The organism is Actinomyces sp. HMSC075C01 (assembly GCF_001812965.1).
Classification (GTDB): domain Bacteria; phylum Actinomycetota; class Actinomycetes; order Actinomycetales; family Actinomycetaceae; genus Actinomyces; species Actinomyces acetigenes.
On the sequence record NZ_KV811009.1, the window covers coordinates 111,167 to 128,006 of the forward strand.

Genomic DNA, 16,840 nt, shown 5'->3' on the forward strand with positions numbered 1-16,840 from the left:
GAGCCGCGTCGTTTATGAAGATTCGGTCGAAGTGAGTGGGTCGGCGGGGGCTGGCGGGGGCTGCTCGGCTGCGTGGTTCGCGCTAAGCGGCTGAGCCGGCCCGGTACTCGGTGCGGTACTCGCTGGTGCGGGTGTGGATCAGGCGGGGGATCGAGATGGTCTTGTCGAAGCTGCCGTCGCGGTAGCCGGCCTGGAGGTTGAACAGCACCATGAGCCGCAGCGCCATGGGATTGCTCGTGCGAGCCACGCGCCGCAGCGTCGAGACGGGCATCTTGCGCAGGATGCCCGCGATCTTGCCGGCGTCACGCCAGTTGGCCCGCACCGACGGGACGTTAAGACGGTTGAGGGCCTCGACCTCGCGCAGGAAGAAGTCGGCGCCCTCCCTCTCGGCCGCGCGCCACCAGCCGGCGCGGTAAGTGGCCTCGAGCTGCTCGACGGCGTCGCACAGGGCGTCGTAGTCGACGCCGACGACCTCGGTGCGCAGCCCCTCTGCCCGGATCCGCTCCAGGGTGGCGTGTGCCAGCGGCAGGATGGCCCGGGCGACGTCGTCGACGGCGTTGTTGCGGGTGAGGCGGTCGGCCTCCGGCAGGGGCTTGCCGTCACGGGGCAGGCGCGCGTCGACCTCCTCCAGGTGCGCGATGGAGGTGCGCAGGTCGCCGGTGAGGCGGGCGGTAGAGCGTGGGATCCCCATGGCGATGAGCAGCTCGGTCGCGGCGCGCCACTGGAAGTCTGTGTCCTCAGACCAGTGGGGCTGCGAGGCCGCCCCCGCTGGAGACCGGTCCAACGGGGTGCTCGTCTGCTGGCTGCTCATCGGGGTTGAGCCTCCTTTGGTGCGCAGGGAAACAGGTCTGGGTGTCGCGGGCGCTCACAGCTGGGAGTGCTGGCCGGCGACCGGGGGACAGCATCTCAACGCAACGTGTGAGAACGCTGGTGATTGACCCGTCAATGGCTGGGGCGGCGCCCTCAGGCCAGCGCGTCTCCGGGGGCCAGGATGTCGATCTGGGCGGGAAGGTCCGTGAGGCCGACCGGGCAGGTCACCCCGTTGGGGCCGTGGTTGCAGTAGCCGCTGGGGTTCTTGTGCAGGTAGGCCTGGTGGTAGTCCTCGGCCAGGTAGTAGGGGCCGCCGAACTGAGCCGGCGCGTCGGCGGCGTCCTCAATGGTGGTTACGCAGGTGCCCAGGTCCAGGCGGGTCAGCTCGCCCTGGAAGGCCTCGCGGATCCGCACGGCCGCCTCGCGCTGGGCGGGCGTCGTCGTCCACACCGCCGAGCGGTACTGGGTGCCGACGTCGTTGCCGTGGCGGTTCAGGTGCGTGGAGTCGTGGTTCTCCCAGAAGGTCTTGAGCAGGGTCTCCCCGCCCTCGCCGCAGACGGCAGGGTCGTAGACGACGCGCACCGTCTCGGCGTGACCGGTCGCCCCGGTGCACACCTCCTGGTAGGTGGGGTTGGGCGTCTGGCCGCCCATGTAGCCCACCGACGTCGAGACGACGCCGTCCTGGCGCCACAGGATCCGCTCTACGCCCCAGAAGCAGCCGGCCGCTAGGTAGATGACCCGACTGCCCTCGGGCCACGGCCCGTCCAGGGGCGTCCCCAGCACCGGGTGGTCTCCGGGGGCGGGCAGGACCGGCGTCTCGCGGCCGGCCGGCGCCGATCCGCTGAGCGAGTGACGAAGGGCGTTGAACATGGGGACACGCTACTGCGCCCGGCCCCTATTCCCGCCCGCGCTTCACTGACCGCGAGGAGCGGCCGGGGTGGAGACATCGAGCCGGGCATTTCTCGCGGTGCCCAACGGAAATTCGGTAGGGCTACGCGAAAAATGCCCGGCTCGGTGGAAGGGGAAAGGAAGTCAGACCCGCTCGACCTTGACGATCTCGGCCTGGATCTTCCGGCCGGTGGGGGCATCGTAGGAAACGGTGTCGCCCGCACGGTGCCCCATGAGGGCCTGGCCCAGCGGGGCGTCAGGGGAGAAGACCTTGACGCCGTCGGGCACGTCCGCGGTGATCTCCTGGCCGCCCAGGGCGAAGACCTGCTCCTTGCCGGCCACCTTCGCGGTGACAATGGTGCCGGCCGAGATCGAGCCGTCGTCGGCAGCCTCGCCGATCTGCGCGTTCTCCAGGGTCTCCTCGAGCTGGATGATGCGCGCCTCGTTGAGCCCCGCCTCCTCGCGGGCGGCGTGGTAGCCGGCGTTCTCCCGCAGGTCACCCTCCTGGCGAGCCGCCTCCACGCGCTGGGCGATCTCCTTGCGCTCGGTCGTCTTGCGGTGCTCGAGCTCGGCGGACAGCCGGTCGTAGGCCTCCTGGGTGAGCCAGGTTCCCTGTGACTGTTCGGACATGGGTCCTCCTTGGATGACTGGTGCTGGTCGCTCGGCAGCCGGTCGGGTTACCTTGCGACGACGATACCCGGCGGCTCCTTACAGGGCCGACCGGGTTTGAAGCGCGAGTCTACGCCGCAGCCTGAGGGAATGCTGTGTGGTTGGCGAAAGGTGCTGGAGTATTCCGGGGCTGCGCTCGGGCGGCGAGGCGGGCGAATCCGTGCCAACCCGCCTGATCGACGTCGTTGTGAGGTTTGGGGACTCGGCGGGAAAAGTGGGCGGCTCGACGGCGTGGTGGGCCGTGCGTCGGACCGGTTGCCTCAGCGGCCGCCTCCCGCAGCCCGCCGTCCCCGCTAGCGCAGAACCGCCAGGAAGCAGGCCACGCACTGGCAGGCCCATGCGGCCACGGTGCACACGTGGAAGATCTCGTGGAAGCCGAACCAGCGCGGCGAGGGGTCGGGCGTCTTGCGGGCGTAGACGACGGCGCCCAGCGTGTAGGTCACGCCGCCGGCCACCAGCAGCCACACGACCGCGGGGCCGCCTGTCCGCCAGAACTGCGGCAGGAACCAGACCGCCACCCAGCCCAGGATGACGTAGAGGGCGGTGGTGAACCAGCGTGGGGCGTGCATCCACAGCAGGTTCGTGGCCGTGCCGATCGCGGCCCCCGCCCACACGATCCCCAGGACCAGGGTGGCCGTGCGCGTCGGCAGCAGCGCCGCCGACAGGGGCGTGTAGGTGCCGGCGATGAGCAGGTAGATGTTCGCGTGGTCGATCCGCCGCAGCGTGGCCGCGACCCTCGCCGGCCAGTGCCCGGTGCCGATGTGGTAGACGCCGGAGTTGGCGAACAGCAGCAGCGAGCACGTCAGGTAGACGGCGCAGGCCCACTTCAGGCCCGCTCCCGGCGCCAGCACCGTCAGCACGATGCAGGCCGCCAGGGCCAGTGGCGCGGTACCGGCGTGGATCCACCCGCGCAGCCTCGGCTTGACGGCGGCGATGACGCCCTTGGCGCTCGCGGACGCGGAGCGGCGCGAGGCCGGCGGCGTTGAAGGCGGTGTCGGTGACATGGGCGTGAGCGTCCTTCTGGCTGGTGTGGGCTGGGACCAGGGGCGATTCTGAACCTTACGACTCCGTAGGTTACGTGAGCGTAGGTTGTGGTGGTAGCGGTCCGGACGGCGATGTGACGCGGCAGGCACGTTCGTGCGCGTCAGGAGGTTCCCGGCCGTCGTCGTCGTGAGAGCCGGTGCGGCCCAACCGCCTGGCATGCCTCTGTTGTGCCCCGGCAACCCTGGGTGAACCTGATGGCCGGATTTGACCCGGCTGTTAGCCGACTCGTCCAGCGCGAGAGGGGCGTCGCGCGATAGCGTTGGGGGTGGCCCCGCGCCGTCGGGCCCCGTCCCCCAACAACCCCACCGAGGAGCCCCGAGGAACACGGCATGGCAGGCGACAACCTCCTCTACGACATCTATGAGCGACGGCTGGCTGCGCGCATCGACCCGGCCACGGTGCCCCACCACGTGGGTGTCATCCTCGACGGCAACCGGCGCTGGGCCAAGTCCATGGGCTTCGGGGCCGCGCAGGGACACAAGCGCGGCGCGGACAAGATCGAGGAGTTCCTCGGGTGGGCCGAGCAGATGGGGGTCCAGGTCGTCACCCTGTGGCTGCTGAGTACCGACAACCTCTCCCGCGACCCGGCCGAGCTCTCGCCCCTGCTGGACATCATCGCCCACGCCGTCGACGAGCTCGCCGAGACCGGCCGCTGGAGCCTGCGCCTCGTGGGTGCCGTCGACCTCCTGCCCGAGCCTCTGGCCGAGCGCCTGCGCGCCGCCGTCGTCCGCTCCCGGCCGGCGAGTGCGGAGGCCTCTGGGGCAGGCGGGTCGGCGGGCGAGGCTGCCAATGCCGCGGCCGGGGACCGGCGCATGCAGGTCAATATCGCCGTCGGCTACGGGGGCCGGCAGGAGATCGCCGACGCTGTGCGCGAGCTGCTGCGCGAGCGGGCCGCCGCCGGGGCGAGCCTGGAGGAGGTGGCCGCATCGCTCAGCGAGGAGGACATCACCGAGCACCTCTACACCAAGGGGCAGCCCGACCCCGACCTGGTCATCCGCACCTCGGGTGAGCAGCGGCTCTCCGGGTTCCTGCTGTGGCAGTCGGTGCACTCCGAGTACTACTTCTGCGAGGTCAACTGGCCGGCCTTCCGGCGCGTGGACTTCCTGCGGGCGCTGCGCGACTTCGCCAGCCGGGAGCGCCGCCTGGGCAGGTAGCCCGCCTCAATTCGTGGCCGTCGGGGCGGGTCTGGGTCCTCAGGTGTCACGAATGGCGACTTTTCCGTCGGTTCTGCGGCCGTCGTTTCCGGGGCGCGCCGTAAAACCGCTGGTCAGGGCGTTTCGATGCTGGCCGCGGCGAGTGCCTGCACAGTGAATAGTCGCCCGGAGTGACACATTGCGGGATCTCGGGCAGGATGGCTCCCTGGTCCGGGCGCCGCCCGGCCTGGCTGGTGCCCCGGTCCCGGCGCGCGTCGACTCACCGACGCCCCGCGCCGTCGAGCCGCGTACGCCGGCACCTCACGCACCGACGCGCACGCTGCCAGCGACACGCGCCGGCGTGCTCGCGGTCCCAAACGACAGGATCCTCGTGGCCGCACACCGCACCTCCGCCTCACACCGCTTCGCCTCCGGGAAGATCCCGGCTGCGGGAGAGGCCACCTTCACCGACCTCGGCGTGGACTCAGACCTCGCCGCCGACCTCGACGCCCGCGGCTTCACCGCACCCTTCCCCATCCAGGCCGCCACCCTGCCCGACACCCTCGCCGGGCGCGACGTGCTCGGCCGCGGCCGCACCGGCTCGGGCAAGACCCTGGCCTTCAGCCTGCCGCTCGTCCAGCGCCTGGCGCAGCAGGACAAGGCCCGCCCAGGCCACCCCATCGGCCTGGTCCTGGCACCCACCCGTGAGCTCGCCCTCCAGATCGCCGAGGTCATCGAGCCCCTGGCTCGCGTCGTCGACATGGATGTGACCACCATCTTCGGTGGGGTCTCCGCCAAGCCCCAGGAGAAGGCCCTCAAGGCGGGTGTCGACGTCGTCGTCGCCTGTCCCGGCCGGCTCCTGGACCTCATGGGGCAGGGACTCGTCAGCCTCGACGAGGTCGAGATCACTGTCCTGGACGAGGCCGACCACATGGCCGACCTCGGCTTCCTGCCCAATGTCCGCCGCATCCTGCGCGCCACCCCGCAGCGCGGCCAGCGCCTGCTGTTCTCCGCGACCCTGGACAACGGCGTGGACACGCTGGTCAAGGAGTTCCTCCACGACCCGCTCCACCACTCCGTGGACCCCTCGACCTCGCCGGTGGACGCCATGACCCACCGCGTGTGGATGGTCGCGGACAAGACCGCCAAGGACGGCATCGTGCGGTGCCTGGCCTCCGGGCAGGGGCAGCGCATCCTGTTCACCCGCACCAAGCACCTCGCCCGGCGCCTGGCCCGCAAGCTCGTCCAGGCCGGGATCCCCGCCGTCGAGCTGCAGGGCAACATGAGCCAGAACGCGCGCGAGCGCGCCATGCGGGCCTTCTCCACCGGGCAGGTGCACGTCATGGTCGCCACCGACATCGCCGCCCGGGGTATCGACGTCTCCGGCGTCGAGCTCGTGGTTCACGTCGACCCGCCCGCCGAGCACAAGGCCTACCTGCACCGCTCTGGCCGCACCGCCCGCGCCGGGGCTGCCGGGAGCGTCGTCACCCTCGTCCTGCCCGAGCAGAAGCACGATGTGCAGGTTCTGCTCAAGAAGGCGCGGATCCGCGCGGACATTGAGCGCATCCGGCCCGACGACGACGCCGTGGCCGCCCTCGTGGGGCAGGTCGCCGAGGCTGTCGCGCTGGAGGACATGCCTGAGGGCGTGGCCATCAAGGGCGGCAGTCCCAACGGGCGGGCCTCCACCGGGAGGCCGGGGCGCGGCCACGGCGAAGCGGGGCGTGGTCGGTCCGGTCGCGTCGGCCGCGGAGGTCGCAGCGGGGGAGCGCACGGTGGACGCGGCGGGCACGCTGGGAAGAGTGGGCGCGGCGCGAAGCGGCGCGGTGGGAGCGGTGAGCGGGGCTCTGGCCGGGGCGGCCGCAGCGGCGGTGGTCGTGGGCGCGGCTCCCGCGGTGAGCGGGGCTAAGAACGGCCAGGGTAGTCAGGGCAGTCCCGCCTGAGGCGTCGCGTGAGGCGGCATTCGGCGCGCGCTCTTGGGTGTTGAAGGCGCCGTGCTCCCGCGCTGAGCCCCTATCCACCTTGGTTCGCGTCGTCGTCGGTGGTGCGATTCGGGCCTCGCGCCGGCCGGGCGGAACCGGGATGCCGGTGCTACCGTCGAGTGGCTGACGGCGATCAGGAAGGTGGGTGGAGAGCGTGGCGGCGCACCTTTCGCGGCGAGCCCTGACCGGCGTGATGACGGGCCTCATCCTGGCCGGCTGCGCTTCTCGGGGGGTGCAGCGAGCGGCAACGCACTCGACTTCGCCCTCGCACCTGCGCTCACGCGGGGCCGGCGTTGCGTCGAGCCTGCGGCCGACGCCGGGAGACCTGTCGGTTCCTGCCGCGTTCTCCTACACCGACGACGAGGACGAGACCTCCGACTGCATCTTCTACGCGGCCACGGACGTGCCGGTCGGACTGGTCGTCTACCTCGACGGCGACGGGCAGCCCTTCCACAGTGAAGGGAATCTGGACCGGGGCGAGAGGTCCCGCGGTGGCTTGGCCGGCGCCGGGGGAGTCGTCGAGGCGGCGAGCGCTCGCGGGTACGACGTGGTCTCGGTGCGTGCTCCCGGAGACGACGGATCCTGGTGGCTGGAGGATCAGGATGGCAAGGTCCGCTACCTGGAGCAGGCGCTCGACTACGTGGTCGCCGGGTGCGGCGCCACCACGGATCGGGTTTGGCTCGTGGGCTACTCCGGCGGCTCGGAGTTCATCAGCCAGTGGTTCTTCCCGGCCTACGCCGAGCGCATGGCGGGCGGGGGCTTCCTGCTTTTCGGGGGCGGCGACGCGCCTGAGGAGAAGGCCGCCTTCTCCTCAGGCGCCAAGGAACGGCTCTCGTTGAACTGGGTGACCGGAATCCGTGACGTGCCCGCCAACAGCCTCGACGGATTCGATGGCAGCGGGCACGCCCGCAACAGCCTGGCCTACTACCGATCGGCGGGCTTCGGTCACACCTGGAGCGAGTGGCCCAACGACGACCACGGCAGCATCACCGAGAAGTTCGGCAGCTACGTCGGTCGCGTGCTCGACGCCGCTGCAAGCGGAAAATGATGAAGCCGCCTCGGAGGTTGGACGGTGAGTCCCCGGAGCGGTCTGCGATCCGCAAGGTTAGGCCCTCAGAGTCGGCTATGTCCTGTGGCTGAGTGACCTGCGCTCGCATCCGGCCATCTGGGTTGGCGTCGATCGAGCCCGGCTCACCATGGGAGAGTTCTCCCGTCCCCACTGGCCAGTGCGGTACCCCCTGTGGGGCTCGAACCCACGACCTTCGGATTAAAAGTCCGGCGATGATTCATGCAATCAATCAGGGGGACATCGACTTTCCTTTGGGATCATGCGGGTGATGCTAGCGTGTCGTTCGCATACTACAGAGAGGGTGTGGCCCGTTGTGTAGCCATTGGTTGAGTGTGAGGAGCAGGCTATCGGCGGACTGTGGAGAGTCCCGGACAGCAAGACGAGATTGGGGCCCCTCCAGCCGTTGGCTGGAGGGGCCCCAATCTAGCCTGGACGGTACAGATCATGAACCTGGCTGGCTGAGGTTGGCGAGGGCTTCGGCGATCAGTTTCTGGGCCTGCTCGAGGTCCTGGCGCATCGTCTCGGCCCATGCGGGGTCGCAGGAGGCGGGGTCTTCTGGCGTCCACTGGGTGAGTGCGCGGGCGATGGCGTCGGCAATCATTTGGCTGCCTCCAATGCTGTGACTCGCTCGTCGAGGCGGGCGTGGGCGCGCTCGGCGGAGGCGGTCAGGCTGCGGATGTCGTCGCGCATCCCGTCGATCTGGTCTTCGGCACGGCGGTCCCGTCTTTCGCGAGTGTCGCGCTCCTCAATCCGGGCGAGCTCGGCTGCGTCCATCCGTCTGAGGATCGTGTCTACGGCGTCTCGTACCTCGTCGAGGTCGTCGCGGATGTGGGTGCCGTGACTGTTGGTGGTGGCATCCACTGCCTGCTCGGCAGCCTCTCTAGCTCCTTTGGCTCGGTCCCCCACCTCAGCGACTTGCGAGTGCAGGGCTCCGATCTGAGTCTCGACCCAGGTGCGCGCCCAGCGCACGCCCATCGTGGCCAGGCCGATGACGGCCAGGAGGAAGACGCCCGCCGCCGCCGCGACCTCTTGCGAGGAGAAGATCTCCACGAAGGGGTGCGACGGCATGACGGTGTTCATCAGAGCTCCGTCCCACCCTGGGCGCCGGTTGCGTGGCGGGGGGTGTAGTCGGTGCGGGTCTCGCCGCCGGGGGTGAGGATTCCGGCCCACTCGATCACGGTGATGCCGTGAATCTTGATTCGGGACAGGGCCTGGAACGCGAGCCAGGCGAAACCGAGGAAGCGGCCAGTCTGGGCAGCCAGAGTCTCGATCGCCAGGGGGTAGGCGCTGATGGCCCACGCGCCGGTTGTCAGGACGACGCCGGCCACGATGACGAGGGTGACACGGCGGCCTCGGGTCCACCAGGGGCGGTCCAGGGCCGCCTGAATGAGGGGCCAGATGATGCCTAGGACGACGGTCGTGATGAACGGGTCCGAGATGAGTGACTTCATTGTGATCCTTCTTAGCTCTTGGGATGTCGGTTGCGGTAGCTGTGGTGACTGAGTGAGTGGTGTTGTGGGGGGCTGCTCCTGGGCTGTTACATGAGCCTGAACGAGGCCGTTTTGGAGCGGTTGAGGGCCTCTTGGAGCGCCGCCCAGGTCGCGGGGCCCGCCTCTCCGTCGATGAACTCACCGAAGCTCCAGCCGGGCGCGAAAGTGCTCCAGGAGCTGGAGACCGGCCGGACCCAGCACCACGCCCAGTACTGGAAGACACGGAACAGCTGAGCGTCCCAGCCCCGGTCCTCAGGCAGCCTGTCCGCCCCCGTGAGCATGCGCTGCGAGTGCGCTGGCACTGCCTTGTTCAGGTAGCGCCTCAGGTTCGCCACCGCGAACACCTCCGGGTAGCCCACCGCCCCCATGACCTCCCAGAGACGACGAAGCGTGGCGGGCCCATACTCACCGTCCACAACCAACGCGGCCGGCGCGGCGGGAGTCGACGGAGACACGGAGCCCGCCGTCCTCATCCGGTCCCAGACGGACCTGTCGCGAAGCCGGTTGAAGTCCAGCGCCCCGCCGTAGCCGGCCAGGCGCCCCCGCTGGGAGTACTGGTGAACCAACGGCTGCCCCCAGAACCGAAGCGAGGGGACAGTCGGGTCGATGTAGCCGATGTAGGTGGTGTTGTAGTTCGTCGGGTCGGCGTACCACAGCGGGTACCTCGCGGCGACGGCCGCCCAGTCGTAGTCGTTGACAGTGGAGCCGTTCATGTAGATGCCCGGCGTCGTGCCGGTAGCCGCCGCGACGGCGTCGAGCCACGCCAGAGCCCACCCCGGTCCCTGGGCCGGGGCGTCGTCCTCCCAGTCCAGCCACAAGGTCGCCCGCCCGAGATAGGGCTTGGCAGCGGCCAGGAAGTACCGCACCTGGTCGGAGACGTCGCCGGGACGGGCGAAATGATAAAGCCCCAATCGCTTGCCGCTGCTCAAGGTCGCCTGGGCCTGCGCACCCATGCACGGGTTCGTGTACCCATCGCCCTCAGTGCACTTCACGATGACGAAGTCCGCCCACAGGCCCGCGATGTCGATCCCCTCCTGGTAAGAGGAGACGTCAATACCGTGAGCATGAGCCGGCATCGACGGTGTCGCTGGCGCGGGGGCCGGCGTGGGGTTGGGGGCTGGGGTCTTCTTGGCGAACTCCGGCCACTGGGCCAGGAACCGGTCTCTGTTGAAACGATGACAGCTCGTCCAGGCCCCCGACCTGGTGTACGGGTGCGAGGAGTAGGAGACGGTCCTGGTCTCAACCCCGGTCTGATCACCCAGGACACCATCGTCCGATCCGTCCTCGGCGATCCAGGCTTCGCTGAGGAGGTCGTTGGCGGCGTCGGTGATGATGACGACATGCTTCTTGCCGCCCTCGCTGGCTACCGAGAGGACAACGTCGCCGGTCTGGAAACCACCATCCGGGTAAAGATTGGTGTCCTCCCAGGGCACCTCCTGGAAGCCCCTGGCCTCCAGACCTTCCCTCATATTGCCTGTCCAGAAGTCATCAATTTCGAGCAGAGCCTTGTGCCCCCAGGGGACGCCAAGAGCGTCATGCAAACCATAATTGACGGCCCCGCACACCAAGCTGGAGCAGTCGGCGTTCTGTGGGCTCTTGACGTGCCCCTCCCAGTCCGCCTCCGAGTACCACGTCCTTCGGTCGGGCTGGCTATATCCCACATCCTCCACATCACAGATACGGCGCGCGATGCTGGCTGCGACTGACGCGACAGACATACAAATCCTTCCTGATTCTGGGTACAGAAAACCCCGCCACCAGACTGGCGCGGGGTAGAGAAAAGCGGGCGCAGTCAGAACCCGACGGCGATCCACATGAGCGCGTGCGCCCGAGACCTGTCTTTCTCATTGGGGAACATGACCCGGAACCCCGTTCGGTCGAGGTCGTACACAGCGGGTGGCGTCATCGAGGTAAAGTTCCATTTGACCGCATTGTTCCAGATCGGCTGAAACACGACCGCTATGCAGGCATTCGGGAAGGGGTCGGGGAAATGCTGGTAGGGAAACCATCCCGAGCCGTAGTTCAAGCTGTCAGTGAAGCCGGCGATACGGCCGGCCTTGAATATGCTGAGCTCATGAGGGCCGGGCTGTGTGTAGCTGATTCCCACATCCCCGACCTGCTGGGTCTCGATACGGAACCGGCTGGTTCCGGCCCAGTGGAGACCGTCCCACACCAGGAGAGCCTTGATGTCCGTACGCCACACGAACACAGGGTTGTCCTCGGTGACCTTGGCCCCGGCAGCCTTGAGGGCATTGATGTGCTGGATGGCAGCCGCTTCCGAGGCGCACGCCTTAACCGACGGAATTGAGCGAGAGAGGTCCAGAAGGGACTGCCTGGACGCCGGTTCGCTCCCATTTGGCACCAGGTGGCCTCTGACGTCAATCGATGGCATATGCGATTACTCCTCTCCCTCTGAGGGGGTGGTCGTGGAATCTGTTGACTCTGACTCATCTGCTCGGGTGTTTTCACCCGCATCGGATTTCGGTGTTTGTTGGAGCTCCTCGACTATCTCGGCGATGAGCTCGAGTGCTCCGGTCTCGTGCCAATAGACGTGACCAGGAATATCGGCGACAACGACGCCGCACAGGCCGCACACCGACCAGCCTCCGCTCATGACTCAACCTCGCACTGAAGGGACAGCACCATCGAGTCACCCTGTCCGCGGAGACCGCCGTAGACGGCGCCCACCAGAGCGATCCCATGGCCCGCAAGCAGGCCGTCCGCGAGCGCGGTGACATCGATGCTGCTGGTTTGGCTGTTGGTGATGGTTCCGGTGGCCTGGGGGCCGGTGGCTTGGGGGCCGTCGTCGGTGTAGGTGGCGCACTGGAAGACTGCGTTCCAGGTGTTGGGGTTGGCGCCGTTGCCGGTTGCGGTGAGGGTGGCCCGGGTGATGCTGGTGGCGCCGATGGCGGGGATCTGCTGGCCGTAGGTGGCTAGGCCTGTCAGGGTGCCGGTGCCGGCGTCTCCTTGGTTGAGGTCGCGGGGGTGGCCGACGATGGCGGCGCCGAAGCGGTTCCACCCGGCTGGGGCGTGGGTGCCGGTCCAGATGGGGTAGGCGGTGCGGGTGACGGTGCGGGTGGTGGCCTTGGGTGGTTTGAAGGAGACTGGAGCGATCTTTGGGGCTGGGGCTGGGCCGAGGACGTGAATCGGGCGTCCGGTGGATGGGTCGAGGAGAACGTAGGCAGTTTCGACGCCTGTCCAGGTGGAGACGGTGGCCGGCAGGGTGATTCCAGCGGAGCCAAGGAGGGAGACGGTGACTGTGGTGCCGCCGTTGGCGACGTCGAGCACGCGGGCGACGGCGACCATGGCGTGGTCGGAGCCTGGGCGGGGGCCTTCGTCTGCTGGGGTGGAGTTGAGGAGGTCGAGGATGGGCAGGCTCATGTTGTGGTCACCACTTCGATGTCGGAGCGTGACGTCCCGCTGTAGACGAGGGGGATCTCGGTTGAGGTGACGATTCCCCACTGGTTGATCTTGGCAGCGCCGTCGATGTTGGCGGTGATGAGCTCGACCGGGGTGTCTAGAGTGAGAGTCGGGTTTGGTGCGTGGGTGACGGGGACCGTGGTCTTCTGCCTGACCGAGGTGGCGAGCATCGTGACGGCGGAGTCGAAGGCTGCGGACTTGGAAGTGATGAGGGGCGAGCTGAAGAACTTGGTGATGACGCCGTAGGGGCCGGAGGTGCGTAGGGGGCCGGTGGTCTGGTCGACAATGGCCTGGAAGCGCGGCTGCCCAGCATCATCCTGCTCCTGTCCTCGGGCGACGATGCGGTTGAAGATCCCGTTTCGGGAGCCTTGGCGGGTGACGCCGATGACGGTGCCGGCCTCGCCGTCTGTCAGGGTTGTCTCCGGGCGCTCGGTGATAGACGGAATGGGCGGCAGGACGTAGAGGACGCCGTCGGGGCCCTCGCGCAGGCGGGCCGGCCAGGCGTCGGTGAGCTCGTAGACGGCGTCGATGCGGGACTCTCCCCAGGACATGGAGGGGCAGGCCCGGTTGGTGAGGGCGTCACTGACGATGACGCCCATGTGGCCGCCGACCAGGCGGCGCAGCTCTGAGGCGAGTGTGCCGCCCGAGTAGGGGACGGTTGGCGAGGTCAGGCGGTCGTCCTCAAGGTGCTGGAGCAACGACTTACCCGTGACGCGGATGTCGGTTTCCCCTACTTCCCACTGGGTGATGAGGAAGCGGCCGAGGGGGACATCCCAGCGGTCGGTGGAGACGAGGGAGGCGACGGTCACCTGCACGTGGAGGACCTGCCCCATAGCCGCTAACGGAGAGTCCGGTGCGAGCGGGGTCCAGTCGCGGGAGTCCTCGTCCTGGCCCGCCGCCCCGATTCTGGGGACCGTGAGGCTCAGGGTGCCCTGGACCTGCTGGCTGGTCGTCCAGGTGACGGAGCCGGCTTTGACAGGCACCTGGCCCAGCCAGGTCCGGCCGAGCCATGAGTCCACGCGAGCATCCCAAGAGAATGCGCTACTCAGGGCATCGGCGGGGATCTTGGGGCGCTGGAGCATCGGTTACCGAACCTCCTGCCAGATCGTGGCGTCGAAGTCGTCCCAGGACAGGCCCATGGCGTCGAGACGGGTCCAGGTCAGAGCCGCCGCGTCGAAGTCGTCCCAGACGGACAGACCGACAATGCGCTGCGGCTCCGGGACCGAGCAGATGGTTCCCTTCAGGGTCCATGCCCGCTCCGCCTGGTCCTGGCGGGGTGTGCGTGCCTGCGACACCGAGGTCAGGGCCATGACCGTCGTCAGTGGCACGTCGCAGACTCCGCGGCGGCACTGGAAGCACCTGGCGGGATTGTGGAACAGGAGCGCGATAGTCGGGCGGGCGGCCAGAGCCGTCATCGTCTGCGTGTGAGCCCCGCTCGTGCGGGCCGTCAGCGAGACTGTGCCAGCCCCCATGGCTGGGGCGAAAACCATCACCGGAGTCGAGCGCCCAGGGATCTCGTGAGCAGTGATCCGTTGGTCCGGCGCACGAGAGTCGTCTCCCTGCCAGATCAGGTCCAGACGGCCGCCCCCGATGACATCAGTCATCAGAGACCGACCCGACCACGGGCGTGTCACCGGCGTCGACTCGACCGTCTGCCCGTCCCAAGGCCGCACGATGCGGTACGTCAACGGCACATTGACAGGCGCAAGCGCGTCACCGAGCACCAGCTGAGAACCGCTGCCCATGCTGCCGCTGCCACGCACCGTCCAGGAGAACCCGTCCGGCGTGTGGCCGGTGACCTTCACCGGGGTCCCCGATCGTGCGTAGAGGCCGGGCACGATCACCTGCACGACTGGGGCGTCGCCGTCGGGGATGATCGCGGTCAGGGTGAAGATCGGCCACCGGCCGACCTCTTCACGCGACGGAGAGCCTCCAGGCACCCCGGTCCACGAGTAGACCAGCGCCTTCCCGGTGTCGCCGATCCTGACCGGACTGGTGTCGCCGTCGAAGAAAGAAGTGTCCGACACGTCCCTCTGCGCGTCCCCGATCTGGAGGATCGCGTTGTCGGCCCAGAGGGTCTGGGCGGTCTCGTCCACCACCTCGACGCGGGTGAATGTCACCCCTGCGGCGAGGAAGACGACCGGGTAGATGACCTCGACGCCGTCTTCCGCCAGGGTCTCGGCTGAAGGGATAGCGACGGAATCCTTGTAAGCGGTCTCCGTCTCCGTCAGCCCCTGGAAGCCCCTGGCAAGGTAGGACTTCTTGAAGACGCCGTCGGCAGTAACACCGTAGAAGCCGCCTCGCTGGACGAAAGTTCCGGCCACGGTCGTCGAGGCACTCCACGACAGGCCCAGGGTGTGGCCAGCGACAGTCGCCGCTGGGACACCCATGCTGAGAGTGCCGGTGACAACCGCCTTCCCGTCAGACACGTCGGCCCCTGCCGGCACGACCCAGGCCCCGGCGGCGACCCCGTCAGCGGCCTGGACCGCCGCTCCCAGCACCCACGCGTCCCGAGACGAGAGCGGGGGATAGGCAGCCGCCACACCGCCGGTTGAAGCGGACAGGGCCGCCTGCACCGTGGTGGCGCCAGCCGGTGCCTGCGCGGTCACGACAACGCGGCCCGTGCTCCCGGCTGGAGCGGATACCCTCGGTACCGGACCGTCCGTGCCGGCAAACCGCAGACACAGGTCCACCGGGGAATCGCCGGCGGTGATGTCCGCAGCCAGGGACACCCACTGGCCCTGGGGCACTGCCGTCGAGTCCGAGGACACCGTCCACGAGCTCGACGACGGGATCACCCGCATCCGCCCAGAGTCTGCGGAGATCGCCGCCTGCTCGGCAGTCCATCCGGCCACTCCGCTACCGAATGCCCCGTTGAGCAGGAGGTTCGTCCGGGTCATCAGCGTCGTCCCCTTCCCAGAGTCCGTGCGCGGCGATCCAGGACCCCGGCGGCGATAACCTCAACATGTGCGTCCAGCGCTGTGGAGTCATCGACGACGAGGCGGACCTCCGTTCCGTCCAGACCTGCCAGCAGAGCCTCGTTCGAGGCCCCCTGGGCGGCGAGCCTGGAGACATCTGACCACTGTCGTGAGGTCAGGACGGCCTCCCGGCTGCGGGTCTGGTTGACCGCGGTGTGTGCACCCGGGGGCAGCCAGCCGCCGGCGTCGTACTTCCGGGCGCCGCCGTAGCGGCCGACTGTTGGCGAGCCCCAGATGGAGATCTCACGGCCGGACAGCCCCTCCCTGGGCTCCTCAACCATCTTGCCGCCGCCGGCGAAGATGGCGACGTGGTGAGCCGGCGAGCCCCAGAACAGGAGGTCGCCGGGCACGGCCGCGCTCCAGGAGATTGGCGTCGACCCGGACTGGTATCCGGCCGCCGTCAGCCTCGGCCAGCCCAGGCCGAGCTGCTTCGCGGCCCAGTAGACAAGGCCGCTGCAGTCCAGGCCCGGTGGGATCGAGCTGCCACCCCAGACGTAGGGCACACCTATTGCCTTGCGTGCGGCCCCGACCAGACCGGAGCCGCCGGATAGGCCTGCCGCCTCGGTCTTGGACTTGAAGATGTTCTTCAGCGACTCGAACCACAAGGGCGGCATCGCGCCCACCGTCTGCGCCCAGAAGCTTGAGCCGACAGACTTGAGGAGCTCCTTCGCTGGGGAAATCACGAGGTTAGTGACCGCACCGATCGGGTCGGAGACTATATCCGCGACCGCTGAGGCTGTACTTTTCACCCAGTTGATCGACGAGGACACGGATCCCTTGACACGGTCCCAGATGCCTCCCTTGGCGAAGGCAACCTGACCGCGTCTCGTGCCGGTGTCACCGACATTGGCCAGGCCCTTGCCCCGGGAGGCGTTGACCCGGTCCAGCCAAGGCTTGCCGCCCAGGGCCCGCAGCGAGTCCGGCCGGATGATCCCCTCACCGCCCGACAGACGCAGAGCCCCTCCGCCATCGGGCGAGAAGAAATGGAACACATCCCTGCCCGGCGTGTAGCCGGGCGTCATTGTCCGCCACTGGCCACCCGAGGCATATCCCGGGATCGTGCTCACGCTCGGCAGGCGCAAGGACAGGCCGACCTTCTCAGCGATCGTGTCGAACGCCTTCTTGATGCCGTCTCGATAAACTGTGCCGATCACGAAGTTGATCGGTTTCGCTGCGGCCCCCTTGATGGCGTTCATCGCCGTCTGCACGCCCGACTTGAAATTATCGAAACCGGACTTGGCGTTGTCAATCGCGGTCTTGATCTTCGGGAAGACAGTATTGGACAGGAAATTCACGACCGTGGAGATAGTCGTGGAGATACCCTGCCAGACCGGCTTGACGACGTTGTTCCAGAGGAAGG

General features: G+C 68.3%; 16 protein-coding genes and 1 tRNA gene. 3 read left to right on the forward strand and 14 right to left on the reverse strand.

Going from position 1 to position 16,840, the window contains the following annotated elements; all coding sequences use genetic code 11:
• Positions 1–82 precede the first annotated feature (82 nt).
• From HMPREF2883_RS08640 to HMPREF2883_RS08655, 4 genes are all read right to left on the reverse strand, one after another.
• Positions 83–811 (reverse strand): hypothetical protein, encoded by a 729-nt coding sequence (locus HMPREF2883_RS08640; protein WP_070661101.1) that lies wholly within the window; start codon positions 809–811, stop codon positions 83–85.
• A gap of 152 nt (positions 812–963) precedes the next feature.
• A complete protein-coding gene (msrA, locus tag HMPREF2883_RS08645) occupies positions 964–1,680 on the reverse strand; it encodes a peptide-methionine (S)-S-oxide reductase MsrA (RefSeq protein WP_070661104.1) in 717 nt (238 codons plus the stop codon).
• A 162-nt stretch (positions 1,681–1,842) separates the two neighbouring features.
• Positions 1,843–2,328 carry a GreA/GreB family elongation factor gene (locus HMPREF2883_RS08650; protein WP_070661108.1) on the reverse strand — a complete coding sequence of 162 codons (486 nt, stop codon included), beginning with the start codon at positions 2,326–2,328 and terminating at the stop codon, positions 1,843–1,845.
• 332 nt (positions 2,329–2,660) lie between these two features.
• Positions 2,661–3,371 (reverse strand): PAQR family membrane homeostasis protein TrhA, encoded by a 711-nt coding sequence (locus HMPREF2883_RS08655; RefSeq protein ID WP_070661111.1) that lies wholly within the window; start codon positions 3,369–3,371, stop codon positions 2,661–2,663.
• A gap of 369 nt (positions 3,372–3,740) precedes the next feature.
• Between HMPREF2883_RS08655 and uppS the strand changes: the two genes are divergently transcribed.
• From uppS to HMPREF2883_RS08670, 3 genes are all read left to right on the forward strand, one after another.
• On the forward strand, positions 3,741–4,565 hold the full coding sequence (gene uppS / locus HMPREF2883_RS08660; RefSeq protein ID WP_070661114.1) for a polyprenyl diphosphate synthase: 825 nt from the start codon (positions 3,741–3,743) through the stop codon (positions 4,563–4,565).
• Positions 4,566–4,935: 370 nt separating this feature from the next.
• Positions 4,936–6,450, forward strand: a complete 1,515-nt coding sequence (locus HMPREF2883_RS08665) for a DEAD/DEAH box helicase (protein ID WP_275531640.1) — start codon at positions 4,936–4,938, stop codon at positions 6,448–6,450.
• Between the two features lie 266 nt (positions 6,451–6,716).
• Positions 6,717–7,571 (forward strand): hypothetical protein, encoded by an 855-nt coding sequence (locus HMPREF2883_RS08670; protein ID WP_070661161.1) that lies wholly within the window; start codon positions 6,717–6,719, stop codon positions 7,569–7,571.
• Between the two features lie 184 nt (positions 7,572–7,755).
• Here HMPREF2883_RS08670 and HMPREF2883_RS15125 read toward each other — a convergent pair.
• The 10 genes from HMPREF2883_RS15125 to HMPREF2883_RS08710 form a co-directional block, all read right to left on the reverse strand.
• Positions 7,756–7,829, reverse strand: a tRNA-Lys gene (locus HMPREF2883_RS15125).
• 205 nt (positions 7,830–8,034) lie between these two features.
• Positions 8,035–8,193, reverse strand: coding sequence for a hypothetical protein (locus HMPREF2883_RS15130; RefSeq protein ID WP_170198593.1), 159 nt, complete (start codon positions 8,191–8,193; stop codon positions 8,035–8,037).
• Positions 8,190–8,672: a hypothetical protein gene (locus HMPREF2883_RS08675; protein ID WP_070661116.1), complete on the reverse strand. Its 483-nt coding sequence runs from the start codon at positions 8,670–8,672 to the stop codon at positions 8,190–8,192. Before HMPREF2883_RS08675 ends, HMPREF2883_RS15130 begins: the two co-directional genes overlap by 4 nt.
• On the reverse strand, positions 8,672–9,043 hold the full coding sequence (locus HMPREF2883_RS08680; protein ID WP_070661119.1) for a hypothetical protein: 372 nt from the start codon (positions 9,041–9,043) through the stop codon (positions 8,672–8,674). Before HMPREF2883_RS08680 ends, HMPREF2883_RS08675 begins: the two co-directional genes overlap by 1 nt.
• 86 nt (positions 9,044–9,129) lie before the next feature.
• Positions 9,130–10,800: a GH25 family lysozyme gene (locus HMPREF2883_RS08685; RefSeq protein ID WP_070661122.1), complete on the reverse strand. Its 1,671-nt coding sequence runs from the start codon at positions 10,798–10,800 to the stop codon at positions 9,130–9,132.
• Positions 10,801–10,874: 74 nt separating this feature from the next.
• Positions 10,875–11,474: a hypothetical protein gene (locus HMPREF2883_RS08690; protein WP_070661124.1), complete on the reverse strand. Its 600-nt coding sequence runs from the start codon at positions 11,472–11,474 to the stop codon at positions 10,875–10,877.
• A 218-nt stretch (positions 11,475–11,692) separates the two neighbouring features.
• Positions 11,693–12,463 (reverse strand): hypothetical protein, encoded by a 771-nt coding sequence (locus HMPREF2883_RS08695; RefSeq protein WP_070661127.1) that lies wholly within the window; start codon positions 12,461–12,463, stop codon positions 11,693–11,695.
• On the reverse strand, positions 12,460–13,521 hold the full coding sequence (locus tag HMPREF2883_RS08700) for a hypothetical protein (RefSeq protein WP_141759080.1): 1,062 nt from the start codon (positions 13,519–13,521) through the stop codon (positions 12,460–12,462). Before HMPREF2883_RS08700 ends, HMPREF2883_RS08695 begins: the two co-directional genes overlap by 4 nt.
• Positions 13,522–13,587: 66 nt before the next feature.
• Positions 13,588–15,402 (reverse strand): hypothetical protein, encoded by a 1,815-nt coding sequence (locus tag HMPREF2883_RS08705; protein WP_070661132.1) that lies wholly within the window; start codon positions 15,400–15,402, stop codon positions 13,588–13,590.
• The coding region (locus HMPREF2883_RS08710; protein WP_218079134.1) for a C40 family peptidase at positions 15,402–16,840 on the reverse strand (1,439 nt) is incomplete at its 5' end. The genes HMPREF2883_RS08705 and HMPREF2883_RS08710, both read right to left, overlap by 1 nt.